This is a genomic window from Nocardiopsis sp. iso_40 (genome assembly GCF_056173285.1).
Genome location: NZ_CM149666.1, coordinates 733,660 through 759,184, shown reverse-complemented (window position 1 = coordinate 759,184; position 25,525 = coordinate 733,660). Strand labels below are relative to the sequence as shown.

At 71.1% G+C, this 25,525-nt stretch carries 20 protein-coding genes; 8 read left to right on the top strand and 12 right to left on the bottom strand.

Features of this window, described 5'->3' with window-relative positions; all coding sequences use genetic code 11:
* Positions 1 to 259 precede the first annotated feature (259 nt).
* Entirely contained in the window at positions 260 to 1,342 is a 1,083-nt protein-coding gene (gene plsX / locus AC0VYD_RS03260) for a phosphate acyltransferase PlsX (protein WP_475478527.1), read from the top strand.
* Positions 1,343 to 1,355: 13 nt separating this feature from the next.
* Here plsX and AC0VYD_RS03255 read toward each other — a convergent pair whose 3' ends face one another.
* On the bottom strand, positions 1,356 to 1,787 hold the full coding sequence (locus tag AC0VYD_RS03255) for a protein-tyrosine phosphatase family protein (protein ID WP_475478526.1): 432 nt from the start codon (positions 1,785 to 1,787) through the stop codon (positions 1,356 to 1,358).
* 98 nt (positions 1,788 to 1,885) lie between these two features.
* Between AC0VYD_RS03255 and argS the strand changes: the two genes are divergently transcribed.
* Positions 1,886 to 3,631 (top strand): arginine--tRNA ligase, encoded by a 1,746-nt coding sequence (gene argS / locus AC0VYD_RS03250; RefSeq protein ID WP_475478525.1) that lies wholly within the window; start codon positions 1,886 to 1,888, stop codon positions 3,629 to 3,631.
* A 329-nt stretch (positions 3,632 to 3,960) separates the two neighbouring features.
* A complete protein-coding gene (locus tag AC0VYD_RS03245; protein WP_475478524.1) occupies positions 3,961 to 4,566 on the top strand; it encodes a YceI family protein in 606 nt (201 codons plus the stop codon).
* Between the two features lie 48 nt (positions 4,567 to 4,614).
* On the opposite strand, the gene AC0VYD_RS03240 is transcribed toward AC0VYD_RS03245, so the two are convergent.
* Both AC0VYD_RS03240 and AC0VYD_RS03235 read right to left on the bottom strand, forming a co-directional pair.
* Entirely contained in the window at positions 4,615 to 5,526 is a 912-nt protein-coding gene (locus AC0VYD_RS03240; RefSeq protein ID WP_475478523.1) for a ribokinase, read from the bottom strand.
* A 32-nt stretch (positions 5,527 to 5,558) separates the two neighbouring features.
* Entirely contained in the window at positions 5,559 to 6,383 is an 825-nt protein-coding gene (locus tag AC0VYD_RS03235) for an exodeoxyribonuclease III (protein ID WP_475478522.1), read from the bottom strand.
* A 345-nt stretch (positions 6,384 to 6,728) separates the two neighbouring features.
* On the opposite strand from AC0VYD_RS03235, the gene AC0VYD_RS03230 reads away from it, so the two are divergent.
* Genes AC0VYD_RS03230 through AC0VYD_RS03220 form a run of 3 tightly spaced genes read left to right on the top strand, consistent with a single transcriptional unit; the run spans position 6,729 to position 10,665 of the window.
* The gene (locus AC0VYD_RS03230; RefSeq protein WP_475478521.1) at positions 6,729 to 8,681 is read left to right on the top strand and encodes an acyl-CoA dehydrogenase family protein; all 1,953 of its coding nucleotides are present in this window, start codon (positions 6,729 to 6,731) and stop codon (positions 8,679 to 8,681) included.
* A gap of 57 nt (positions 8,682 to 8,738) precedes the next feature.
* The gene (locus AC0VYD_RS03225) at positions 8,739 to 9,971 is read left to right on the top strand and encodes a winged helix-turn-helix domain-containing protein (RefSeq protein ID WP_475478520.1); all 1,233 of its coding nucleotides are present in this window, start codon (positions 8,739 to 8,741) and stop codon (positions 9,969 to 9,971) included.
* Between the two features lie 49 nt (positions 9,972 to 10,020).
* Positions 10,021 to 10,665 carry a hypothetical protein gene (locus AC0VYD_RS03220; RefSeq protein ID WP_475478519.1) on the top strand — a complete coding sequence of 215 codons (645 nt, stop codon included), beginning with the start codon at positions 10,021 to 10,023 and terminating at the stop codon, positions 10,663 to 10,665.
* A 64-nt stretch (positions 10,666 to 10,729) separates the two neighbouring features.
* Here AC0VYD_RS03220 and AC0VYD_RS03215 read toward each other — a convergent pair whose 3' ends face one another.
* The 4 genes from AC0VYD_RS03215 to AC0VYD_RS03200 all read right to left on the bottom strand — a co-directional run bounded on the left by AC0VYD_RS03215 (position 10,730) and on the right by AC0VYD_RS03200 (position 14,945).
* Complete coding sequence (locus AC0VYD_RS03215; RefSeq protein WP_475478518.1) at positions 10,730 to 11,206, bottom strand: type II toxin-antitoxin system VapC family toxin; 477 nt, start codon at positions 11,204 to 11,206, stop codon at positions 10,730 to 10,732.
* Positions 11,203 to 11,499, bottom strand: a complete 297-nt coding sequence (locus tag AC0VYD_RS03210; RefSeq protein ID WP_191268842.1) for a toxin-antitoxin system HicB family antitoxin — start codon at positions 11,497 to 11,499, stop codon at positions 11,203 to 11,205. The genes AC0VYD_RS03215 and AC0VYD_RS03210 overlap by 4 nt, the downstream gene beginning before the upstream one ends.
* Before the next feature lie 110 nt (positions 11,500 to 11,609).
* The gene (locus AC0VYD_RS03205; protein WP_475478517.1) at positions 11,610 to 12,752 is read right to left on the bottom strand and encodes an acetyl-CoA C-acetyltransferase; all 1,143 of its coding nucleotides are present in this window, start codon (positions 12,750 to 12,752) and stop codon (positions 11,610 to 11,612) included.
* A 150-nt stretch (positions 12,753 to 12,902) separates the two neighbouring features.
* On the bottom strand, positions 12,903 to 14,945 hold the full coding sequence (locus tag AC0VYD_RS03200) for an MDR family MFS transporter (RefSeq protein WP_475478516.1): 2,043 nt from the start codon (positions 14,943 to 14,945) through the stop codon (positions 12,903 to 12,905).
* Between the two features lie 205 nt (positions 14,946 to 15,150).
* Between AC0VYD_RS03200 and AC0VYD_RS03195 the strand changes: the two genes are divergently transcribed.
* Complete coding sequence (locus tag AC0VYD_RS03195) at positions 15,151 to 16,293, top strand: acyl-CoA dehydrogenase family protein (RefSeq protein ID WP_475478515.1); 1,143 nt, start codon at positions 15,151 to 15,153, stop codon at positions 16,291 to 16,293.
* 40 nt (positions 16,294 to 16,333) lie between these two features.
* The gene (locus AC0VYD_RS03190; protein WP_475478514.1) at positions 16,334 to 16,501 is read left to right on the top strand and encodes a hypothetical protein; all 168 of its coding nucleotides are present in this window, start codon (positions 16,334 to 16,336) and stop codon (positions 16,499 to 16,501) included.
* Between the two features lie 132 nt (positions 16,502 to 16,633).
* Here AC0VYD_RS03190 and AC0VYD_RS03185 read toward each other — a convergent pair whose 3' ends face one another.
* The 5 genes from AC0VYD_RS03185 to AC0VYD_RS03165 form a co-directional block, all read right to left on the bottom strand.
* Positions 16,634 to 17,437: an NPP1 family protein gene (locus AC0VYD_RS03185; RefSeq protein ID WP_475478513.1), complete on the bottom strand. Its 804-nt coding sequence runs from the start codon at positions 17,435 to 17,437 to the stop codon at positions 16,634 to 16,636.
* A gap of 262 nt (positions 17,438 to 17,699) precedes the next feature.
* Positions 17,700 to 19,985: a SpoIIE family protein phosphatase gene (locus tag AC0VYD_RS03180; RefSeq protein WP_475478512.1), complete on the bottom strand. Its 2,286-nt coding sequence runs from the start codon at positions 19,983 to 19,985 to the stop codon at positions 17,700 to 17,702.
* Positions 19,986 to 20,137: 152 nt separating this feature from the next.
* Positions 20,138 to 20,836: an iron-dependent transcriptional repressor DtxR gene (locus AC0VYD_RS03175; protein ID WP_473036786.1), complete on the bottom strand. Its 699-nt coding sequence runs from the start codon at positions 20,834 to 20,836 to the stop codon at positions 20,138 to 20,140.
* A 413-nt stretch (positions 20,837 to 21,249) separates the two neighbouring features.
* A complete protein-coding gene (pdxH, locus tag AC0VYD_RS03170) occupies positions 21,250 to 21,903 on the bottom strand; it encodes a pyridoxamine 5'-phosphate oxidase (protein ID WP_475478511.1) in 654 nt (217 codons plus the stop codon).
* Between the two features lie 13 nt (positions 21,904 to 21,916).
* Positions 21,917 to 25,519, bottom strand: coding sequence for an ABC transporter substrate-binding protein (locus AC0VYD_RS03165; protein ID WP_475478510.1), 3,603 nt, complete (start codon positions 25,517 to 25,519; stop codon positions 21,917 to 21,919).
* Between the last annotated feature and the right edge of the window lie 6 nt (positions 25,520 to 25,525).

Here is a 25,525-nt window from a genome sequence, read left to right as displayed (position 1 = left end):
TTTGTACCCACCTTGCGCAATATCCAGCCCTGACCTGGACATACTGCAAGTATCCTCGCATGGGCGCAGGCGGGCGCGGGAACGTGCCGTCCGCAGGCGGAGCGGGGGCGACCCGATAGCGTGTCACCACACCATCCAGTGCGGCCCGGCGGGGCTCGCCCGCCCCTGCCGCAAACCCACCCGAAAGCGCGCGAACGGCCCACACTACCCCGCCCCGCGGACCCCGCCCACCAACACCGACCGACCGTGTGAGGAAGCAGTGACTGGCACTCCCGACGCGGACGCCCCGGCCCCGCGCACGTCACCGCCGATCATCGCGGTGGACGCCATGGGCGGCGACAACGCCCCCCAGGAGATCGTGCACGGTGCCGTCAGGGCCGTGCGCGAGCTGGGCCTGCGCGTCCTGCTCGTGGGGCGGCGGACCGAGATCGCCGCGATACTCGCCGAGCAGGGTGCGCTGCGCGACGTCCCGGTGGTCCACGCCGAGGACGACATCGCGATGCACGAAGGGGCCCTGGCCAGTTGGCGGCGCCCCCGCTCCAGCGCCGCTGTGGCCTGTCGGCTGATCCGCCGGGGCGACGCCCACGCGCTGGTCTCCGCCGGGTCCACCGGCGGGATCGTGGCCACCTCCACGGTCCGGCTGCGCACCCAGCCGGGCGTGCTGCGCCCGGCCCTGGCCGTGACCCTTCCCACCGGAAGGGTGCCCACCATCATGGTGGACGCCGGGGCCAACGCCGACGCCAAACCGGAGATGCTGGTCCAGTTCGCGCACCTGGGCTGTGCCTACGCGCAGACCGCCTTCGGCGTGGAGCGGCCCCGGGTGGGCATGCTCAACATCGGTTCGGAGCCGGGCAAGGGGAACAAGCTGATCCGCAGGGCCGGTGAACTGCTCGCCGGCGCCGCGGAGGGCTCCGAGACCATGGACTTCCGCGGCAACATCGAGGGGCACGACCTGCTCTCCGGGAAGGTCGACGTGGTCGTCACCGACGGACACAGCGGCAACGTGGCCCTCAAGACCATCGAGGGGACCGCCGCCTTCACCATGGACGCCGTCAGGGAGGCGCTCACCTCGTCCACCGCGGCCAAGGCGGGCGCGCTGCTCCAGCGCGGCGCCCTGAGGAGGCTGCGCGAGCGGTTCGACAGCGAGACCTACGGCGGCGCCGCCCTGCTCGGCCTGACCGGCACGGTGGTCATCGCGCACGGCGACAGCCGCACCGAGGGCATCGCGCACGCCTGCCAGCTCGCCCACGACCTGTCGGGCGGCCGCCTGGTCGACCAGATCCGCCGGAGGGTGCACCCCCGCTCCCCGAACTGGCTGCACCGCCGCGGCGAGGACCGCTGACCGGGACCCCCGGTCAGGGTGTGAAGGCGCCCACGTAGGCCTCCTGCTCCGGGGTCTCCACCGCGTGCGGGGAGTAGTGCTCGCGCACGTAGGACACGGCTTCCCCGGCGGGGAGCCCGTCCAGCACCGCCAGACAGGACAGTGCCGTCCCGGTACGGCCGCGACCGCCAAGGCAGGCCAGTTCCACCCGTTCCCGCCCGGCCCGGTCCAGGGCCTGGCGGAGCCGGTCCCCGGCGTCGGCGGCGTCGGCGGGCAGGCCGAAGTCCTCCCAGCGCACCCAGCGGTACGTCCAGGGGAACGTCGGCGGCTCGTGGCCCAACAGGTACAGGGCGAACTGGGGCCGGGGACCCTCCGGCAGCGGGTACCCCAGCCCCCGGCCGCGGACGACTCGGCCCGAGGGCAGCCTCAGCAGCCCTGCGGTCCCCGGCTGCCACGGATCACTCATCGGAAGAAGATATCCGGCCGCCACGGCCCCGTACGGGAGCGGTGCCGCCCGGTAAACGACTGGCGGGAAGGGCACGGCCGGTCGGTAGGCTTGGCACCATGGCCGACCCGCAGGAAGTACTCTCGCGACGGGTCCAGTCCGCTCTCGGCGCCGCCTTCGGTCCCGAGTTCGCCGACACCGACCCCGTCATCCGCCCGTCCCAGTTCGCTGACTACCAGGCGAACGCCGCACTCGCGCTCGCCAAGCGCCTGGGCCGAAAGCCCCGCGAGGTCTCCGCGGCGATCATGGAGCACCTCGACGTGTCCGACGTCTGCCGTGACGTCGAGGTCAGCGGTCCGGGCTTCATCAACCTCACACTGCGCGAGGACTGGATCGCCGACCAGACCCGCCAGCTCCTCGACGACCCCCGCGTGGGCGTGCCCGTGCAGGAGCGCCTGAACATCCCGCTCGACTACTCCGCACCCAACGTGGCCAAGGAGATGCACGTCGGGCACCTGCGCACCACGGTGGTCGGCGACTCCCTGGCCCGGACCCTGGAGTTCCTGGGCCACAACGTCATCCGGCAGAACCACATCGGTGACTGGGGCACCCCCTTCGGCATGCTCATCGAGCACCTGCTGGAGGTCGGTGAGGAGTCCGCCGAGGCCGACCTGCTCACCACCGACCCGAACGCCTTCTACCAGGCGGCCCGGACCAAGTTCGACTCCGCCGGGGAGGACCCGGACGACTTCGCCGCCCGTGCGCGCCGCCGGGTGGTCGCCCTGCAGAGCGGCGACGAGGAGACGCTGCGCCTGTGGCGCAAGCTGGTGGGCCTGTCCAGGGTCTACTTCAACAAGGTGTACGCCAAGCTCGGTGTGACCCTCGACGACGAGGCCCTGGCCGGTGAGAGCAGCTACAACGCGATGCTCGCCGACGTGTGCGAGGAGCTGGAGGCCAAGGGCATCGCCGAGGTCAGCGACGGCGCCCTGTGCGTGTTCCTGGAGGGCTTCACCGGCCGCGAGGACAAGCCGGTCCCGCTGATCATCCGCAAGAGCGACGGCGGCTACGGCTACGCCACCACGGACCTGGCGACCGTCCGGTACCGGGTGGACGACCTCAAGGCCGACCGCATCCTGTACGTGGTCGGCGCCCCGCAGGCCATGCACTTCAAGATGGTCTGGGCCACCGCCCGCAAGGCCGGGTGGCTGCCGGAGTGCGTGGAGACCACGCACGTGCAGATCGGCAACGTGCTGGGCAGCGACGGCAAGATCCTGCGCACCCGCAGCGGCGCGCCGGTCCGGCTGATGGCGCTGCTGGGCGAGGCGGTCGAGCGGGCCGCGACCGTGGTCGCCCAGAACCGCCCCGACCTGGACGCCGAGAGCCAGGCGGAGATCGCCTACAAGGTCGGCATCGGCGCGGTGAAGTACGCGGACCTGTCGGTCTCGCACGACACCGAGTACGTCTTCGACTTCGACCGCATGCTGGCGCTGACCGGCAACACCGGGCCGTACCTGCAGTACGCGCAGGCCCGGATCCGGTCCATCTTCCGCAAGGGCGGGGTGGACCCGCAGCGGATCGACGGCCGGATCACCGTGTCCGAGGACGCCGAGCGCGAGCTCGCGCTCAAGCTGCTGGGCTTCGGTGCCGTGGTGGCGCAGGTCGGCGACCTCCTCCAGCCGCACCGCCTGGCCACGTACCTGTTCGAGCTGGCGCAGAGCCTCACGGTCTTCTACGAGCACTGCCCGGTGCTGACCGCCGGGACCGACGCCGAGCGCGAGTCGCGGCTGGCACTGGTCTCCGTGGCACTGCGCGTGCTGGTCCAGGGGCTGGACCTGCTCGGCGTGGAATCGCCCGAGCACATGTAGCGCACCGGGACGGGCCGCACGGGCCCGCCGACCGGCCGGACCCGGGAGGGCCGGGGCGCACCGCCCCGGCCCTCCCCTCGTGCGTCCGCCGGCCTCGTGTCCTTGCGGCCGGGGTGGCCGGGCCCGACCGTGACCGAAATCCCCCTGGCTGTCCGAGGCCCTCCGGCGAGGGGTGATCCGCCCTGCCAGAGGCGGTTCCGGGGGCTTCTCGGTGAAGGCGAGTCGAATGTCTCTCCGCAGGTCGGAGCGGAACCCCGGGTCGTGGTCAGGGGGCGGACCTAAAGTGTGCTGACCAATGTCTTATATCGGGCAAAAGGGAGTTATCACCCATGACATCCGCTCCGACGGGATTCGGCCCGGGCACCGGTACCTGGCACCTCGACCCGTTGCACTCCAGTCTGATCTTCGTCGCCCACTACCTGCGCTTCGGCCGGGTCCAGGGCGCCTTCGGACAGGCCGAGGGGCAGGTCCACGTGGCCCAGGACCCCACGCGGTCCTCGGTGGAGGTCGTCATCGACGCGGCGAGCCTCAACACCGGGGTCAACGCCCGCGACGCGCACCTGCGCTCCGCCGACTTCCTGGACGTGGACCACCACCCCCGGATCCGCTTCACCTCCACCGGGGTCGAGCCGGTCAGGAGACAGAACTCCTTCCGCCTGCACGGCGACCTCGAACTGCACGGCACGACCGTGCCCGTCGTCCTGAACTCCGAGTGGGTCGGTGAGGCTCCCGACCTGGGCTCCCCGGACGACACCCACGGCCACTTCTTCTCCGCCACGACCCAGATCAGCCTGGCCGACTTCGGGGTCGGCGACGGTGGCGGCACGCCCTGGGGCGGCCGCATCGTCGGCGACACCGTCGACATCGTGCTGGAGGTCCGCCTCCAGAACCAGGACCCCGCGCCGTTCCTCGAGCAGATCGGACACACGCCCTGAGCGCACCGCCCAGAGCACGTGCCCGACCACGCACGGCGGTCCCGCGCCTCAGCCCCTGAGCAGGGCCTCGACCTCGTCCCGCGAGGCCATCGACGAGCTGGCTCCGTGCCGTCCCACGGAGATCGCGGCAGCGGCCGCGGCGAACTCCATCGCCGCACGCGGAGTCCGTCCCTCCGCCCTGGCGACCGCGAACGAACCGCAGAAGGTGTCGCCAGCCGCCGTGGTGTCCACCGCCTCCACCCGACGCGCCGGAACGTGGACCGGCTCCTCGCCCCGGCGCCCGTACAGCGACCCGTCCTCGCCGAGCGTCAGCAGCACCTCGGGAACCCTCTCCAGCAGCGCCGCCAGAGCGGCGCGCGGTTCGGTGTGCCCGGTGATCGCGGCGGCCTCGTGCTGGTTCGGGACCAGGACGTCCACGTTCTCCAGGAGCTCCTCGGGCAGCTCCCGGGCGGGGGCGGGCGTCAGATAGACCGGTACGCCCAGGCCCCGGCCCAGACGGGCACCGGCCACCACCGCGGCCATCGGCAGCTCCAGCTGGAGCAGCAGGGCCGCGGCTCCGCTCACCAGAGCCTCGTCGCCCTCGGCCACGCCGGCCTCGCCGTTGGCACCGGGAACGACGATGATGCGGTTGCCGCCGTGGCCGTCCACGACGATGTGCGCGATCCCGGACACCCCGGGGACCGTGCGCAGTCCGGTGGCGTCGATCCCGCTCCGGGCCAGGTTGGCACGCAGTTCGCTGCCGAAGGCGTCGTCACCGACAGCGCCGAGGAAGGCCACCTCGGCCCCGGCCCGCGCGGCCGCCACCGCCTGGTTGGCGCCCTTGCCGCCGGGAACCTGCCGGAAGCCGGTGCCGGTGACGGTCTCACCGCCGTCCGGCACCTCGTCCACGTAGGCCACCAGGTCCATGTTCACGCTGCCGAGGACGGCCAGGCGCGGCGCCGCGTTCGCTTCGGTACTCATCCGGGCACCCACTTCGCTGCTCACTGTTCCACTCACTTCCCGGGCCGCTCGACCGGCTGGCTGTCGGCACCGTCAAGGGCGACGATGACCGGGGCGTGGTCGGAGGCGCCCTTGCCCTTGCGCTCCTCACGGTCGATGCTCGCGCCGGTCACCCTGGCCCGGAGCGCGGGCGAGGCCAGCACGAAATCGATGCGCATGCCCTTGCGCTTGGGGAAGGCCAGCCCCTTGTAGTCCCAGTAGGTGTACACACCGGGGCCGGGGGTGTGATCGCGCACCACCTCGGCGAAACCGGCGTCGACCAGCCCGGCGAAGGCGGTCCGTTCGGGTTCGGTGACGTGGGTGAGCCCCTCGAAGGCGGCCGTGTCCCACACGTCCTCGTCCTGCGGGGCGATGTTGAAGTCGCCGGTGTAGGCGATCTGGGCCTCGGGGTCCTGTGCCAGGCTCTCGGCGCCCGCCTGGCGCAGGGCCTCCAGCCAGCGAAGCTTGTAGGCGTAGTGGGGGTGGTCGACCTCGCGGCCGTTGGGCACGTACAGGCTCCACACCTGGACGCCGCCGCAGGTGGCGGCGATGGCGCGGGCCTCGGGCTCCTCGGGGTCCCCGTAGCCGGGCTGGCCGGGGAAGCCGATCCGGACGTCCTCCAGCCCCACGCGCGAGGCGATCGCGACCCCGTTCCACTGGGAGAGGCCGTGGTGGGCGACCTCGTACCCGCGGTCGGTGAAGACCGACTCGGGGAACTGGTGGTCACGGGCCTTGGTCTCCTGGACGGCGAGGACGTCGATCTCGCTCCGGTCCAACCAGTCGCCGATCCGTTCGGCCCTGGCGCGGGCACTGTTCACATTCCATGTCGCGATACGCACAGCCAAAGGCTAGAGGATCGCGCCGACGACCTGGCCGGACACGGAGGAACCCCGGTGCGGCCGTCCTCCGCACCGGGGTTCGGCGACTCCCGGCACATGCACGGTTGGTTTCCGTCGCGTCCCGTTGGACGGCCTACCCACCCAAACGGTTCGCATTGCGCGCAAGGTTTTTCCCCGGAGATGGGGAGAAAACCGCCTGCGGGGCCGTGATCAGGGGCTCCGTCGAACCGGCCCGCAGGGGACAGCGGGGTCCGGTTGACGGCAACGGGCGTCAGACACCGTGACCACGGGTACGGCTGTGACACAGACCACATTCGCCATTCCCTCAGTGAGGTGAACGCGCCCATGTCGACGGTCGAACCCGCTTCCGGCACCAACCAGGACCCCGAACCCGAGGTCGACGAACGCAGGGCACGCCAGGTGGCCGAACAGGCCCGGGAGAGCGGTTGGAGCCAGCCCAGCTTCGCCAGGGAGCTGTACCTGGGCCGCCTGCGCCTGGACCTGATCCACCCCCTCACCGAACCCGACGAACCCTCCCGTCGCCGCGGTGAGTCCTTTCTCGCCGAGCTACGGCAGGTCTGCGAGGACATCGACCCCCAGCGGATCGAACTCCAGGAGCGCATCCCCGACGAGACCATCGCGGCCCTGCGCGAGATCGGCGCGTTCGGGATGAAGATCCCCGCCGAGTACGGCGGTCTCGGCCTCACCCAGGTCTACTACAACCGCGCCCTGATGCTGGTCGGCTCCGTCTCACCGGCGATCGGCGCCCTGCTCTCCGCGCACCAGTCCATCGGCGTCCCCCAACCGGTCGCCATGTTCGGCACCGAGGAGCAGAGGAACACCTTCCTCCCCCGCTGCGCCGAAGGCGCGATCAGCGCGTTCCTGCTCACCGAACCGGACGTCGGCAGCGACCCGGCGCGGCTGCGCTGCACGGCCACGCCCGCTCAGGACGGTTCCGAGTACGTGCTGGACGGGGTCAAGCTGTGGACCACCAACGGCGTGGTCGCCGAGCTCCTCGTGGTGATGGCCCGCGTGCCCGAGGGACCCGGCCACCGCGGCGGCGTCACGGCCTTCGTCGTCGAGGGCGACTCGGCCGGGATCACCGTGGAGCACCGCAACCGCTTCATGGGGCTCAAGGGACTGGAGAACGGCGTCACCCGCCTGCACCGGGTGCGGGTGCCCGCCGCCAACCGGATCGGCGAGGAGGGGCACGGGCTGCGGATCGCCCTGTCCACCCTCAACACCGGCCGCCTGTCCCTGCCGGCCATGTGCGCGGGCGGAGGCAAGTGGGCCACCGGGGTCGCCCGCGAGTGGGCCCGCGAACGCGTCCAGTGGGGCCGTCCGGTGGGCCAGCACGAGGAGGTGGCCAAGAAGCTCTCCTTCATCACCGCCACCACCTACGCCATGGAGGCCATGCTGGACCTGACCAGTCAGATGGCCGACGACGGGCGGCACGACATCCGCATCGAGGCGGCCATCGCCAAACTGTGGGCCTCGGAGATGGCGTACACGATCGCCGACGAACTCGTCCAGGTCCGCGGCGGGCGCGGTTTCGAGACCGCCGGATCCCTGGCCGCGCGCGGCGAGCGCGGGGTGCCCGCCGAACAGCTGCTGCGCGACCTGCGGATCAACCGGATCTTCGAGGGAAGCACGGAGATCATGCACCTCCTGATCGCCCGCGAGGCGGTGGACGCGCACCTGTCCGTGGCCGGAGACGTCATCGACCCCGACACCAGCCGGTCCGACAGGGCACGTGCCGTGGCCCGGGCGAGCGGGTTCTACGCCAGGTGGCTGCCGACCCTGGTGGTCGGCCGGGGCCAGGTGCCCTCGGCCTTCGCGGAGTTCGGACCGCTCGCCGCCCACCTGCGCTTCGTCGAGCGCTCCTCACGCAGGCTGGCCCGGTCCACGTTCTACGCGATGTCGCGCTGGCAGGGGAAGATGGAGGTCAAACAGGGCTTCCTCGGGCGTGTGGTGGACATCGGCGCCGAACTGTTCGCGATGAGCGCCGTGGTCGTGCGCGCCAGTGCCGACACGGACGCGCACCCCGAGCGCGGCACCACCCCGTACGAGCTGGCCGACGTGTTCTGCCACCAGGCCCGGCTACGGATCGACACCCTCTTCGAGGGGCTGTGGTCCAACACCGACGAGCTGGACGGCAAGCTCGCCCGCCGCCTGATGGACGGCTCCTACACCTGGCTGGAGGAGGGCGTCCTCGACCCGTCGCTCCCCGGACCGCTGATCGCACCGGCCGCACCCGGCCCCTCCGAGAAGGAGAACCAGCACCGCCGGATGGGCTGACCCCCGTCCCGGGTACCTGTCCCCGGGAATGTCGTCGGCTGGGCCTACGGTGATCAGATGCCTGCACCGCACCCCCGCCGCGACGCGGAGTTCTCCCTGTCCCAGGCCCGTCGGATCGCCCTGGCCGCCCAGGGTTTCCACGACCCGCGCCCCGGCTCCGAGCCCACACTCGCCCATCTGGCGCGCGTCGTGCGCCGGGTGGGACTGCTCCAGATCGACAGCGTGAACGTGCTGGCCCGCAGTCAGTACCTGCCCGTGTTCGCCCGGTTGGGCGGCTACGATCCCGCGCTGCTGGACCGGGCCGCCACCACCGCGGCGGTTAACAGCCCGGCGCGGCTGGTCGAGTGCTGGGCGCACGAGGCGAGCCTGGTACCGCCCGCCACCCACCGCCTCATGCGTTACCGCATGGAACGCAACCGCGCCCAGGAGCGGGCGGGGTGGATGAACGGCATCCGCGAGGACAGGCCCGAACTGGTCAAGGCGGTGCACGAGGAGGTGGCCCGGATCGGTCCGGCCACCGCCCGCGAGGTCGAGGCCGCCCTGGCCCACGACGTGCCGCGCGCAAAGGACCACTGGGGTTGGAACTGGTCCGAGGTCAAGAAGTGCCTGGAGTACCTGTTCTGGATCGGCGACCTCACCTCCAACGGCCGCAACACCCAGTTCGAGCGCCGCTACGACCTGCCCGAACGCGTTCTGCCCGCCGCGGTGCACGCGCTGCCCCACCCGTCACCGGAGGAGGCCCACCGCGAGCTGGTGGCGATCGCCGCCCGTGCCCACGGGATCGCCACCGAGCCCCACCTGCGCGACTACTTCCGGCTCAAGGGGAGCGAGTCCCGTGCCGCCGTCGCCGACCTCGTGGACTCCGGGGAACTCGTCCCGGTCACCGTGCGCGGCTGGGGCCGCCCCGCCTACCTGCACAAGGACGCCCGCGTCCCCCGCCGGGTGGACGCCCGCGCCCTGCTGAGCCCCTTCGACTCACTGGTGTGGACGCGGGACCGCGCCGAGGAGCTGTTCGGTTTCCGGTACCGGCTGGAGATCTACGTGCCCGCCGCCAAGCGGGTGCACGGCTACTACGTGCTGCCGTTCCTGCTGGGCGAGGACCTGGTGGCCCGGGTCGACCTCAAGGCCGACCGCGCCTCGGGCACCCTGCTCGCCCGCCGGGTCACCCTGGAGGAGGACGCCCTCGCCGAGACGGTGCCCGAACTGGTGGAGCAGCTGAAGGAGATGGCCGCCTGGCTGGGCCTGGAGAACGGTGTCGGCGGCGAGGGGCTGGACTCCCCCCGAAGGTGATCCGGAAACGGCCACGGACGCGCTGGCCGGGTCTGCCATGATCTGGTGCATGCCAGAGATTCCAGACACGGTGAAGAGACTGGCCCTCCTACCCGGAGCCGCGACCCTGCTCCTGACCGCCGGTTGCGCCCAGGGCGAGGAGACGGACGAGGCGGCTCCCGAGGCGGAGGCCGCGGTGGAAACGGAGAAGACGGAGGAGCCGCAGCGGGAGTACACCTCCATCCCGACCGACGGCGAGCTCGCCTGGCTCGTCCCCGAGGACCTTCCGGCGTGGACGAACAGCGGGGGCGGCGAAGAGGGGCTGGCGGTCTTCGTCCGGGACGGGTGCAGCGTCACCCTCAACCTCATGGAGGGGCACGCCAAACAGTCCGAGGAACTGGGACGCGAACCCCAGGACAGCGCGCTGCTGTCGCTCACGGTCGCGGGGGACGTGTACGGCGACGATCTGACCGACACCCCGATCACCCAGCTCGACCCGGTCGAGGTCCCCACCGACGACGGGGAGAGCGTGGAGTTCACCGCCGTGGAGACGGTGAACGAGGAGACGGACGCCGGTTCCCGGGCCGGAGTCCTCTGGCACGGCGACGACGAGCTCCGCTTCGTCCAGACCTGTGGCGTGCTCAGCGGCTCCTGGGAGGACGGCCAGGAGGACGTGGACGCCTTCCTCGACGACCTGCTGGTGGCGGTCCCCTGAGACGGAACGTGACGCTGGGCCGCGCCCCCGGTCCGGGGTGCGGCCCGGCGTTCGGGGGCGCGGGTCAGACGTGCTCGACGCGGGGGCCGTGCAGAGAGGTCTCCTCCGGCAGCGGGGAGAAGCCCTCCAGTGCCGCGGCGGCACGCAGGTTCTTGTCGAAGACCGCGCATGAGGTACATCCCGGGTCGGCGGACCGAACGGCCTTGGCGGAGGCGAGCTGCACGGCGTCGTAAGCTCTCAGGCCGTGCACCGCCGTCAGCCGAACCGCCTCCTCGAGGATCTCGGCTGTGACCCTGACCGCCGAGAGGCGCCGCTCCTCACCGGGAGCGCCGAAGTAGTCGGCCTCGAACTCGGCCACCAGGACCCGCGTGTCCTCGACGCCCAGTTCCCCCATCCTGTGTTTGCGCCAGAGGGCGGCGGGGACCTCGACCCTGGTCATCTGCGACACCACCAGCGGCTGCGCCAGGTCCCGAACGGCCTGGCTGCCGTACTCGTCCGCGTACAGCTTGACCACAGCGGACGTGTCAGCGAAAACGCTCATTCGCGCCCTTCCGCCACGAGATCCTCCAGCTGGGTCCCCCCGCCCGCCGCCCGGCGGGCCCTCTCGACGGCCTCACGGCTGGGGCGGGAGCGCTGGGTACCCGAGGAGTCCAGCAGCCCGGCCTGCGCGAGCTTGGCACGGACGGCCCGTGCCTCGTCGCCCTCCAGGTCCGGATCGGTCACCGCCCGCATCACCCGGGTCACGTACTCGTTCAGGCTGACACCGCGGCGTTCGGCAGAGCACTTGACCCTGCGCATCAGCTCTTCTTCGGCTCTCCACGTCATCTGACTCATGACCGCAGCCTAGATGCATGCATGCCTGCAGGCAAGAGTGTTCCCCGCAATCGGCACGACGCTGGGCCGCACCCCGGCCCGGGGTGCGGCCCAGCGTTCGGGGGCCCGGGTCAGACGCGCTCGATGATGGTCACGTTGGCCTGGCCGCCGCCCTCGCACATGGTCTGGAGGCCGTAGCGGCCGCCGGTGCGGTGCAGCTCGTTGACCAGCTTGGTCATCAGGACGGAGCCGGTGGCGCCCAGCGGGTGGCCCAGGGCGATGGCGCCGCCGTTCGGGTTGACCTTGGCCGGGTCCGCGCCGAGCTCGTCGATCCAGGACATCGGGACCGGGGCGAAGGCCTCGTTGATCTCGGTGACGTCGATGTCGTCGATGCTCAGGCCCGCCTTCTCCAGGGCGATCCTGGTCGCCGGGATCGGGGCGGTGAGCATGTAGACCGGGTCGTCGCCGACCAGCGACAGCTGGACGACGCGGGCCAGCGGGGTCAGGTTGTGCTGCTTCACGGCGCGCTCGGAGGCGATGAGCAGCGCGCCGGCGCCCACGGAGACCTGGCTGGCGACCGCGGCGGTGAGATCCCAGTCCTCGCGCAGCGGCTTGAGCCCGGCCATCTTCTCCAGGGTGGTGTCGGGGCGGATGCCCTCGTCCCCGCCCACCCCGGCGATCGGGGCGATCTGGGAGTCGAAGTAACCGGCCTCCTGCGCGGCGGCGGCGCGCTTGTGGCTCTCCAGCGCGAACTCCTCCAGCTGCTCGCGCTTGTAGCCCCACTTCTCACACATGAGCTGGGCGCCGCGGAACTGGGAGATCTCCTGGAAGCCGTAGCGCTCGATCCAGCCCTCGCCGTACAGCGGGAGGTCGTTGTCCACGGCGAACTGGACGTTGGCGCCCATGGGGACCATGCCCATGTTCTCCACGCCGGTCGCCACCACCAGGTCCTGGGTGCCGGACATCACGCCCTGCGCGGCGAAGTGGATGGACTGCTGGGAGGAGCCGCACTGGCGGTCGATGGTGACGCCGGGGACGGTCTCGGGAAGACCGGCGGACAGCCACGCGGTGCGGGCCAGGTCCAGGGCCTGCGGACCGGCCTGGCTGACGACGCCCATGATGACGTCCTCGACCGCCGCCGGGTCGACCCCGGTGCGCTCGACGAGCTCCTTGAGGACGTGCGCCCCCAGGTCCGCCGGGTGCACGGCGGCCAGCGCACCCTTCTTCGTGCCGACGGGGGTGCGTACTGCTCCGACGATGTAGGCCTCGGCCACGGGGTCCTCCAAGGGGCGTGGGATGTGACGTCCTGCTTAACCGAACTGTATTCGGTTTTGCCTTCCTGGCAAGACCCCGCCCCCGCCTTCCAGGCTCCCGCCCAGTTCAGGCCGGGTGCGGCTCGGAGGGCCCGCCGCGGCGGCACTGCCTCAGCGCGGGCCGCGGTCGAAGCGGCCTCGGCCCGGGCCGGGGGCGTCGTCCTCGTCGCCGAGGGTGCCGCCGGTGACCCGCTCCAGGACCTCGACCACGTCCGGGTGCTCCCGGGGGCCGAAGTCGGCCAGCAGTGAGCGCAACGCCGTCCGCTGGGCCTCGTACAGGCTCCGCACGGCGTCCTCTCCCCGCCAGTTGAGCTCCCACGGCTCGCCCTCGTCGGCCAGGTAGCCCGCCTCCAGCATCTCCTGGTGCACGTCCCGCCAACGGGAGGCGTCCAGCCAGGACATCCGGACCAGGTCGGCCACGGTCAGCGACCCCCTGACTCCGAGGTGGCTGAGCGCCCAGCAGGCCTCGGTGGAGACCTCCAGGCCCGCGGCCTCGCGCAGCCGCGTGTACATGGTCTCCGCCCCCTCGGCGCCACAGGCCGCGTAGACCTCGCGCTCCACCTGCTCCATCGCGCTGCGGCTGGGCGAGGCCACCGGGGACACCGCCTCGTTCAGGTCCGGTGCCCGGATGGTGGTGCGCAGCGGCACCTGCCTGAGGAACAGGGCCAGCACCAGTCCGGCCAGGGCGACCGGGACCGCCCACAGGAACACCGTGTCGATGGCGTCGGCGTAGGCGCCGAGGAAGCTCGCCTGGACCTGCGGCGGCAGCCGGTCGACGGCGCTCGGGTCGCTCTCCAGGGAGCTCGGATCCACCCCCGGCGGGAACTGGACCCGACCGGCGCGCTCGGCCAGGTTCGCGGCGAGCTGGCTGGCGAACACCGCGCCGAAGACCGCCGTACCGAAGGAGCCTCCGATCGACCGGAAGAAGGTCGCCGAGGAGGTCGCCACCCCCAGGTCGTCGTAGGAGGCGGCGTTCTGCACCACCACGACCACCACCTGCATCACCAACCCCAGTCCGGAGCCGAGGACGAAGAAGTAGGCGCTCATCTCCGGCATCGAGCTGTCCGGCCCCATGCCCGACATCAGGAAGAGCCCGGCCGAGGTGAGCGCCATGCCGGCGATCGGATAGGCCTTGTAGCGGCCGGTCCGGGTGACCAGGCGGCCGCTGGTGATCGAGGTGAGGAACATGCCCGCCACCATCGGGAGCAGGTGCAGCCCCGAGGCCGTCGGCGAGAGTCCGTGGACGACCTGGAGGAACAGCGGCAGGAACGCCATCGAACCCATCATCGCGAAACCCACGCAGAAGCCGATGGCCATGGCGACGACGATGGTCGGGTCGCGGAAGAGGCTGAGCGGCATGACGGGGTCGCTCGCCCTGCGGGCGGTGAGCCACCAGCCGACGCCCAGCACCAGACCGCCCGCGGCCAGGGCGATGATCTGCCAGGACAGCCAGGGGTGGACACCGCCGCCCCAGGAGGCCACGAGGGTGAGGCAGACGGCGGTTGCGGCGAGCAGCACGATGCCCGCGTAGTCGATGTTCCGGCGGCCGACCGGGACCTGCCGGGGCAGTACGGCCAGGACGGTCAGGAAGGCGACCAGCCCCAGCGGAAGGTTCACGTAGAACACCCACCGCCAGGACAGGTGGTCCACGAACAGGCCGCCCAGCAGGGGTCCGGCCACACTGGAGATACCGAAGACCGCCCCGAACAGGCCCTGGTACCTGCCGCGTTCCCTGGGTGAGACGACGTCGCCGATGAGCGCCGAGGCGAGCACCATGAGCCCGCCGCCGCCGATCCCCTGGAACCCCCTGGCCAGCACCAGTTGGAGCATGTCCTGCGCCATGCCGCACAGCGCCGAGCCCAGGAGGAAGATCGCGATGCACCACAGGAACAGCCTCTTGCGGCCGAACTGGTCGCCGAGCTTGCCCCAGAGCGGGGTGCTGGCGGTGACGGCGAGCAGGTAGGCGGTGATCACCCAGGACAGGTGGTTGAGGCCGCCGAGGTCGGAGACGATCGTGGGCAGGGCGGTGGAGACGATGGTCTGGTCCAGCGCCGCGAGCAGGACGGTGAGCATGAGGGCGGTCATGATCAGCGCGATCCGCCCTCCGCGGTACTCGCTCCGGTCCCGCTGGTCGGCCGTACTCTCCCTGGCCATCGAATCGCCTCCCCTGGTCGGGCCGTGCCCGGATCGCCGACGCCCCCACTGCGGCCAGACTAGGAACCCGGCCCCGCCAGACCACCGGGAACCGCCCATCCGACCAGGAACTTTGCCCCGGCTTGCCTCCGTCTCTTCAAAACCGAATTCGATTCGGTTACCGTGTGGGAACACCAGTGATCCCCGACACCCTCCGGAGCAGCGCATGAAGCGGGAACTCTTCGACGCCGACCACGACCTCTTCCGCGAATCGGTGGCCGAGTTCCTCAAGAGGGACGTGGCTCCCTTCCACGACCAGTGGGAGAAGGACGGCATCGTGCCCCGCGAGGTGTGGGTCAAGGCGGGCCGGGTCGGCCTCCTCGGCCACGGCGTGCCCGAGGAGTTCGGCGGCACCGGGCTGCACGACTACCGCTACAACCAGATCGTCAACGAGGAGATCTGCCGGGCACACGCCAGCGGTCTGGGCATCACCCTGCAGAACGACGTGATGGCGCCGTACATGGTGGGGCTGACCAACGACGAGCAGAAGAGGCGCTGGCTGCCCGGCTTCGCCAGCGGCGAGCTGATCACCGCCATCGCGATGACCGAACCCGGAACCGGTAGCGACCTCCAGGGGATCAGGACCTCCGCGGTCCGCGACGGGGACGGGTTCGTCCTCAACGGCAGCAAGACCTTCATCACCAACGGCATCAACGCCGACCTGGTGATCGTGGTCTGCCAGACCGATCCCGAGGCCGGGGCGCAGGGCTTCTCACTCCTCGCCGTGGAGCGGGACATGCCCGGCTTCGACCGGGGCCGCAACCTCGACAAGATCGGCATGAAGGCGCAGGACACCGCCGAGCTGTTCTTCGACAACGTGCGCGTCCCGGCCGCCAACCTGATCGGCACCGAGGGCCAGGGCTTCATCCACCTGCTCCAGAACCTTCCCCAGGAACGGCTGTCCATCGCCACCTGTGCGGTCGCCTCGGCCGACCAGATGCTCCAGCACACCATCGACTACTGCCGGGAGCGCACCGCCTTCGGCCGTTCGATCGGGCGCTTCCAGAACACCCGTTTCGTCCTGGCCGAGTTGGCGACCGAGGTGGACCTGGGCCGCACCTACGTCGATCGGGGCGTCGAGCTGCTCAACAAGGGTGAACTGACCGTCGAGGACGCCGCCAAGGCCAAGTGGTGGACCACCGAGATGTGCAACCGGGTCATGGATCGGTGCCTTCAGCTTCACGGCGGGTACGGGTACATGATGGAATACCCCGTGGCACGGGCATGGCAGGACACCCGGGTCCAGACGATCTACGGTGGCACCACCGAAATCATGAAGGAGATCGTGGGCCGGGGCCTGGGCCTGTAAGGGCGTGTAGGACCTCCCCCAAACCCGAAGGGTCCGGAGCATGAGCGGAGCGTGGGACGGCCTCATCGTGATGGGGCTGCTGGTGGTACTGCTCGTCATCGCCGTGCGCAAGCTCCGGCCGAGGATCCACATCCCCTGGGCGACCAGCGGCATCGTGGTCTTCTTCGTCTTCGTCTGCCTGCTGCTGTGGGCCTGGTCCAACCGCTGAACCCGCACCGAAGGCCCGCCGCCCCGAGGGGTGGCGGGCCTTGACGGCGCCCGGAGGGAGGGCTGGGCCCGGTGGACGGTCCGAAGGCGGGTAAGGACCGGACGGCCGGGCCCGGCCGTGGTGGTCAGGGGATCAGGGGGCGTACGGGGCGAAGTCGACGCCGTCGGGGAGCGCCCTGGCCAGGGCGCCACCGAACCGGTCGTCCCTGAGGTCGAGCTGGGCGGACCCGTAGTCGGCCGTCACGAAGACGTCCCGGACGCCCTCGGGGTAGCCCTCCCAGCCCACCAGGGCCGGGTACTGCCACTCGCCGTGGTGGTTCTCCGGCGGGTCGTCGTGATGGGCGGCGAACCGGAAGGCGTGGGTCGAGAGGCCGTCCTTGTGGTAGACGATCTTGGGGTGGGTGCCCTCCCACAGGACGTCCTCGGCGGCCCGGGTGTCGTAGTCGCCGTGGGCGGAGGCGGACACGTACCGGGCCTCGTCGTCGAGCACCCACACGACGACGTGTTCCAGGTCGTGCCGGTGGCCGCAGCAACCGGGCAGGACCTGGTCCTTCTCGAAGTAGAGCGCGTACATGTAGGCGCACCACCCGCTGCCGTCACAGCTGGCACGGGAATAGGAATTGGTGTTGTCCAGGTCGGACCTGTCCCGGCAGTTTCCGTTCAGCGCCCCCGAGGTCTTGAGCCCTCCGGCGACACTTCCGTCCGGGCCGACAGCCGGGGTGGAATAGCAGCCGTCCGTGTCGTAGTCGAAGGCTGGCTGCCATTTCGCCTCGGCCTCGGACGAATTCGCAGGAAGAGCGGGCGGAGGCGCAGCGAAGGCCGGGGTGGCGAGCGCGACCACCAGGCCCAGCGCCCCGAGGAGGGACACGCCGCCGCGCAGACCGGCCCCGAACAGGGACCGACTGGATCCCGAGGCCCTATCGGGACTTTGTTCCATGAAGGGACCCGGGGAACCCGGAACCGATTTCACTCCCCCGGAAGACAATGCGCGCACCACCATTCGAGCAGCCGGATCGACCCTTTACCACTGGATAAAGTAACCAGCCGACTACAGGCAATCAAGGAGGGTTCGCTGCATTTTTTTCGCAGGCTGAAACAGGTTTACGGCCGTACGGTCCCCGACCAGGGAAAAGAACCCGGAACGGAGCGGCCGGCCCGGGACGACGCCGAAGGAGGGTGCGGCCCGGCGGGGCCGCCGCCTACTCCTCGTCGTCCTTCTCGGCCTCTTCGACCCCGGCGTCGCCGTGCATGGGCATCTCGAACCAGACGGCCTTGCCGTCCGGGGTGGGCCGGGAGCCCCAGCGGCTGGCGAGCTGCTCGACCAGGTACAGACCGCGACCGCCCTCGTCGTCGGCGGCGGCGCTGCGGATCCGGGGCAGGCGCAGGTCGTGGTCGAAGACCTCCACCCACACCGCGCTGGCCCCCCGGCGGAGCCGGAGCAGGAACTCCTTGTCCCCCGGGTCGTCGCTGGACTCGTCCTCCTCGGCGACCGCCTCCAGCAGGTCGCTCCAGTCCTCGTCGAACTCGTCGACCGCGCCGCCCGAGTCGAGCGGGGACTCCGAGTCCAGGACACCGCCACCGGTGAACTCCCGGTGCACCGGGTGCGGGGTGGCGTGGATGACCACGTTGGTGACGATCTCCGAGACCAGCAGGCAGGCCAGTTCGGCCTGGTCGCGGTCGACGCCCCACTCCTTGAAGGTGTCGGCCGCCAGGTGCCGGGCCGCACCCACCGTGGACGCCTCCGAGGGGAACCAGCCCTCGCGCAGGGCGAGCTCCTCGGAGTGGGTGCGCACGACCAGGAGCGCCGTGTCGTCGTCCAGTTCGCCCGGAACGCTGTGCACCGCGGCCTCGGCGATCTGTTCCACGTCCTTGTCGGCGACCTCGGCGACCCGTTCGGTCAGCCGGGCCAGCGCGCGCTCGGGGTCGGCCCTCCCGCCGACCGGCCGCCGGTCCACCATGCCGTCGGTGTACATCACCAGGGTCGCGCCCAGGGGAAGACGCAGGTCGGCCTGGTGGTAGACGATGTCCTCTCCGGAGCCGCCCCTGGCGCGCACGCCCAGCATGCGGTCGGTGACCTCCAGGTCGAGGGCCTCGACCGACTCCGACGTGATGAGCAGCGGGGAGGCGTGTCCCGCGTTGGCGTAGGACAGCTCCCGGGACCAGGCGTCGTAGACCATGTAGAGGCAGCTGACGCTGGGGATCCAGACTCCGCCGTTCCCGTCCGGGGTGCCGAGCTGGCGTACCCACTCGTCGAGTTCGCGCAGGATGTCCGCGGGCTCCCGGTCGGCCTGGGCGAAGGCGCGCAGGGCGGCTCGCAATTGCCCCATGACAGCGGCGGCGTGCGGCCCCCGGCCCTCGACGTCGCCGATGACGAGGCCGACGCGGCCCGCGGAGAGCGGGATCGCGTCGTAGAAGTCGCCGCCGACCTGGGTCTGGACGCCGTGCCCGTGTGCCTGGAGCGGCCCGGCGGGCAGGTAGCGGTGGGCCAGGGTCAGCCCGTCCAGGGGCGGGAAGTGGCTGGGCAGCAGACTGTTCTGGAAGGCGAGCGCGGTACTGCGCTCCTCCTCGAAGAGGCGGGCGTTGTCGATGGCCAGCGCGACCCTGGAGGCGATGGCGCCGACCAGGTCCCTGTCGAAGCCGCCGTAGGTGCTCTTCTGCCGGGGCGAGAGGCCGGACAGCGCCAGGGTGAGCACACCGAGGACCTCGCCCCGGGCCCGCAGCGGGGCGGCGATGGCGGAGGTGACGCCGACCTGCCGGGAGACCCGGTCGGAACGGTCGTTGGGTGAGTTCTCGTAGAGGTAGTCGCTGCTGACGACGGTCTCCAGGCGGCGCATCGCCTGGGTGACGAAGTGGCGTTCGGGGTAGCGGACCTCGTCGCCGACGTCGAACCAGGTCCGGGGCGGCGGGGACCAGCCCTCGGCGTGCACGGAGACCTGTCTGACCAGGCGGTCGTGGTCGTAGAGGTCGATGAAGCAGTGGTCGGCGAACTGGGGTACCAGGATCCCGGCCACGCCCTTGACCGTGGAGTCGAACTCCAGCGAGCTGGCCAGGCGGCTGCCGATCCGTTCGAGCAGGCCGTACTGCTCCTCGACCCGGCCGCTGCGCAGGGCCTCGCGGGCGATCAGGGCGATGCCGTCGATCTCGCCCGCGTTGTCGTGCATGGGCACGGCCTGGGCCCGTACGTGGATCCAGGTGGAGTCGCCCTTGAGCACGGCGAAGGTGCCCTCCCAGGGTTCGCCGCGCAGGACGCGGCGGGCCAGCTGGGAGGCGTGTTCGCGGTCGGACTCGTGGATGCCGATGTCCAGCAGGGACAGGCCGACGTAGTCGCGTCCGCCGACGAACCCGAAGAGTTCGCGCGCGTACGGGTTCCAGTAGCGAAGGAGGCTGAACCGGTCGATGACGACGATGGCGATCTGGGCCTGGTCGACGACCTCGGCCTTGGCTAGCGCGCCGCTCTCCCGGAAGGGCTCACCCCACCGTGTCATCTAGCCGCCACCTCGCCGTCATGAGCTGCGCACATGCCCGCTCCGGGTACTCCGAACGACCGCACCTTGGGGCGAGCGTAGCAACACCGCCAATGTTCCCGCAGCGCAATGAGACAATCCCGATGAGCAACCAATCAACGTGTACGGACGTTTCACGGCTTGGCGACGAAGATGTGCCCCGCGACGTCGGCGGGGATCTCGGTGTCCTCGCCTTCGCCGATGACGCGCACTCCGTCGTCCGAAGCTCGCAGTACGACTTCCTGCCCCGGTTGTACCCCGGATTTGCGCAAGGTGAGCATGATGTCGGCGTCCGGCTGGAGTTGTTCACTGATGCGGCGCACGGTGACGGTGCTCTCCGTCTTCGAGGCCGCGTCGATCATCGGCACGATGGAGTCGTCGGTGAACGGCTCGGGTGCGTAGCCCTCCAGGCCGAGCTCCTCCAGACCGGGGATCGGGTTGCCGTGCGGGCACACCGACGGGGCGTTGAGCAGCGTGACCAGACGCTCCTCCACGGCCTCCGAGATGACGTGCTCCCAACGGCAGGCCTCGATGTGGACGTCCTCCCAGGGGAGCCCGATGACGTCGACGAGCAGGCGCTCGGCGAGCCGGTGCTTGCGCATGACGTGGGTGGCCAGCCTGCGGCCCTCGGCGGTCATCACCAGGTGTCGGTCGTTCTCGACCCGCAGCAGGCCGTCACGCTCCATCCGGGCGACGGTCTGGCTCACCGTGGGGCCGCTCTGGTGCAGGCGTTCGGCGATGCGGGCCCGAAGCGGGACGATGCCCTCCTCTTCGAGCTCGAAGACCGTACGGAGGTACATCTCCGTGGTGTCGATCAGCCCGTGTGCGGTCAAGACTCCCCTCCCAAGGCTCTGCGCCCGGCGCGCGGTCACGGCGGGCACGGCAGGTCTCTCACAACACAGGCCGGGACCACGTGATTCCCTGGGGCCGAGTGGGGACCGGGGCGTCCGCAGGACCGCGGGAGCGACCACCGATACGCCAAGCATATCGCGGTGCGACGGGCCTGGTTTTCGACACCGTCTCACGATGCGGACACACTCGGCCCGGGCGACCCCGGCCGGGCAAGGGTCCGAGGTCACAGGCGTGCAGGGTATCTGGTTGAAACGTGAATTATCCAAAAGACCCTTGCGGATCTCCCCCGCAGGCCCCATCATCTCCCGGACCCGCCCGCGACGCGACCAACATCACCCCGGCCGGCGGTCCCCGCGCACCTGACCGGTCGGCTGTGCTCACCCGGACCCGCGCCTCAGGGCGCCAGGCGCTCGATCTCCCAGCCGCCGTCCTCGACCAGCAGGTAGCGGAAGCGGTCGTGCATGCGGTCCTGCCCGCCCTGCCAGAACTCCACCTCCGAGGGGAAGAGCCGGAAGCCGCCCCAGTAGGCGGGCCTGGGGATGGGTTCGTCCGCGGCCCACACCGAGTCGAACTCGTGGAAGAGACGGTCCAGTTCGGCCCGGTCCGCGACCGGTCGGGACTGGCGTTCGCTCGCCCAGGCCCCCAGTTGGGAACCGCGCGGGCGGGAGGCGAAGTAGAGGTCGTTCTCCTCGTCGCCGAGCCGTTCCACCCGGCCCGCGAACAGGACCTGGCGGCGGATCGCGTGCCAGGGGAAGACCACGCACGCACGGGGATCGGCGTCCAGCGCCCGGGCCTTGCGCGAGGTGTAGTTGGTGAAGAAGCGCAGCCCCGAACCGTCGTAGCCCTTCATCAGCACCGTGCGCGAGCGCGGCATCCCGGAGGGTTCCACCGAGGACAGCACCATCGCGTTGGGTTCGGCGAGACCCGATTCGCAGGCCTCGTCGAACCACAGGTGGAACTGTTTCATCGGCAGGTCGGCGAGGCCGGAACGGCGCAGAGGCTCACCCATGTACGGTTTCCGCAGTTCGGCAGGGTTCTGGTGATCCACACGACGCATACTCTCACGCCGGTCGTCGCGCGCCTGCGGGGACCACGGGCAGACACTGGGCGCCCGGTTCGGCGGTGTCGGCGTTGCGCATCCCGCACCGCTGGACGACGTGCTGGCGCTGCCGCTCACCGGTCTCGGGGTTGCGCACCGCCGGACCGACCAGCACCAGCTGCACCATCCGGCCGTCGAACCAGTTGCCGTCGTTGTCGGAGTCGAACTCGATGTAACCGGAGACCCCGGTGAGGTTGCCGGTGTCCTTGATCGCGCCGTGCAGCAGGTCGCGCTGCTCCTCGTACTGTTCCCGGGTCCGCAGGTACGGGTGCCGGTCCAGCCCGATCCACCGCAGCGGGCTCTTCGCCGCCAGCTCCTCCCGGGTCAGACCGGTGACCGCAAGCGCCTCGGAGACCACGAGGAGGGCGTCGCTCGCCACGGCGGCGTGCGCGATCGACGGCAGGTCCGCCTTGGGCGCCAGGACCACCTCCCCGTCCTCGTCCTCCTTCTCGTACAGGTCGCTCACCAGGGTGTCGACGTCCTCGTAGAACCCCTGGTCGCTGCCGCCCGCGTCGTTCCCCGGGCCGCGTTCCTGGCCGCCCCAGGGACCGCTGGGCGCCAACGGCGTGTAGAACACCGAGTGGTGGTCGGCGTTGCTTCCGATGAGCCCCTCCTCGTCGGAGACGAACTTGGAGATGTCGTCACCGCCGAGGATCGTCATGTGCCCGTCGACGCAGTCCTGGCCGCCGGTCCGGATGAACCTGCGGTAGAAGCCGGTGAAGTCGTCGGAGCGGCCCGCGTAGTAGAGCAGGTCCGGTGGGTCGTCGTCGGTGCACAGGCGTTCCAGCTGCTCCGCGTAGGTGGTGTCGGTCTCCGGGTCGCCGGTCTGGTAGAGCAGGACGCCCTCGCCGTCGTACTCGTCGTCGTCGAGCCCCTCCGCGCCCTCCCACACGCTGCCGCCGCCCTCCCGGAAGGCCGCGATGAACTCCCTCGCCAGGTGCGGACCGTACTGTTCGTGCTTGCCGCCCTCGTCGTCGGTCTGGGCGCTGGCGATGGCCACGGCGGTCCGGTGCGGTTCGAGCCCGCGCTCCACCCCGTCGGACCCGCTCCAGGGCACCCCCTGTCTGGCCCAGTGGGCGGCCTGCTCAGCGACACGCGTGTTGGCCGGTGCGATCGGGAAGTAGAACTCGCTGTGCTCCCGCGCGCCGTACCGGGCGACGTCGTCGAAGGTGGCGGTGGTCCCCACCATGGCGATCGAGGCCTCGCCCACCTTCTGGATGGCGCGGCTGTTGGGGACGACGCTGTGGCCGAACCCGACGGCGGCGATCGGGCGGTCCATGCCCAGGTCCTCGTCCTCGGCACGGTCCACGATCTCCTGAGCGGTCACCAGGGAGTGCTCCCAGTCCCGTCCCGCGTTGCCGATGAGGAGTTTGATCCGGGGGTACCTGGCGTCCTTGATCCGGTTGTGCTCGCGCTGCTGGTACGCGAGCCCCAGGAGTTCGCCCTGACCCCCCGCGAGGGTAGGGTCGGCGGGGTCGGCGACGCTCAGTTCGGCGATGTGGGCGATGGTGACGTAGGGGTCCCCGCTGGCGCTCACCGCCTCGTTCTGTTCGTGGATGAGCTCGGTGACCTCCTCCAGCCGGTCGTGGAACACGAAGTCGCCGAAGGTGACGCCGACGCACTGCCTGCCCACACGCGTGATGCCGTCGGGCTGGCTGACCCCGTCCTGGACACAGGGGCGCAGCGCCTGCACCTGGGCTGGTACGAACACCACCCCGAACAGGACCGCGACCGCGGACGCCCCCGCGACACCGGCGGTCCACGCCCCGGCGAGGACCGGGCCGCTCAGCACCCACTCGGGGGTGCTGCGCCAAGACCGTTCCCTGGGCCCCTGCGGCAACGGCGCGACGGATTGCGAGACGAGGCGTTCGGTGCCGAGCACCCCGGCCAGGTACCGCCGGCGGGCCCACGCCCGCACCGCCCCGGTCCCCCTCCCCGTCCCGGTGAACTCGGGAAGGGACTCGTGGCGGGTGGCGTCCACGGCGCCGCCGACCAGCGGTTCGGTCCCGGCGTCGCGTACCTGTACCAGCAGCAGGGGGTCGGGGAAGGCCCTGCGCAGGCGCTCCTCCTCGATCAGCCAGACCAGGTAGCGGCCGACCCGGCCCAGGCGCTGCTGGTCGTACACGAGCACCGGTCTGGACCTGCGCCGGTGGCGCAGCCGCCGCCGGTTCGCGCCGTAGGCCTGGTGCAGGTCGTCCAGAAGGGCGTTGACCGCGATCCGGTGGGTGCCGGGCGGCCGCGTGTCGCCGTCGATGCGCGCGCGGTCGCGGGCGGGGTTGTTGAGCTGGTTGAGGAGGTGGACCCCGTGCGCGCGGTGACGGCCCGTCGCGCCCTCCTCCGTGTCCTGGTCGGAGCCGCTCCGGCCGTTCTGGTCCATGACGTAGCGGTGGCGGTGCAGCCAGAGGTAGGGCCGCCAGGGGAGGAAGAAGAAGAACACGGTGAGCAGGTAGACGGCGACCAGCCCCGCACCGACCAGGACCGAGACGAGTTCGTTGACCTGCTTCGCGGCCAGGCCCACGAAGGCGAAGGTGAAGGGGGCCGCGGCGACGACCAGGGAGACGACGAAGGCGAGCGGGGTGAGGACCTTCTCGTCGAGGAAGCCGAAGGTGGCCTTGCCGGAGGCCCGGGTGACCAGGCGGGAGGTCTGGGCGGCGCTGCGGGCGAGTGCCCGCCAGTAGACCACGAAGCGGCTGCGGACCAGCTCCCAGCGGCTGGGCGCCGTCACGGCCCCCGACTCCTCGGCGGCGCGCTGGGCACGGTCCAGGAGTTCGTCCCTGCGTGCGCGGGCGCTGTCCAGGCGGACCTGGCGGAGTTCGTTGATCACCTCCACCTGCGCCCTGCTGCTGTTCTGGAGGGAGCCGTGCTCCTCGGTGGCCTCACCCCTGGAGAACCGGTCCCGGACGCTCTTCAGGTCGCAGCGGCGGAGCCACAGCAGGGAACGGGCCCGGGCGAACCGGGGCGCGGGCGCGGGTTTGCGTCCGCGCGGCGGCTCGGGCGGGTCGTCCATCCACGCGAACCCGCCGTCCACCAGCCGCTCCAGGAGGTCGTACAGCTCCCTGGTGGTGACGTCGGAGTCCTCGTCCTCCGGGCCCCGGCGGGGCGGCGGGGGCGGCGGGGGCGAACCGGTGTCGGCGCTGCGGGTCCACCAGGGCCAGCGCGGGCCCCGCCCCGCGGAGGGCCGTGCCCCCCGGGCGCCGCGGGCCTCACCGCCGGGGGCGCCCGCGGTGCCGGGGTCCTTCCCGCCGGTTCCACCGCCTTCCTCGGGGACCCCCTCCGGCAGCAGCCACACCGGACCGACGGCGCACTCGCGTACCAGCATGCGCTGGACGGCGGCGCGGTCCGAGGGGCTCTCGACCGCCAGGTCCAGGACGGGCGGGGGTTCGGCGACGTCCGAGCGCTGGAGTTCGCCCTTCTCGGCGGGGTGCCGACGGGCCACACGGCGCTCCATCCCCCGGATCCTGGTGTGCTCCGATCGCGGCGGGCGTCGGCGCAGGTCCTCGAAGACCCGGATGAAGGCGGGTCTGCCCGTCTGCCCGTCCCGGGCCTCGGGTGTCTGGTCGGACACTCGGAA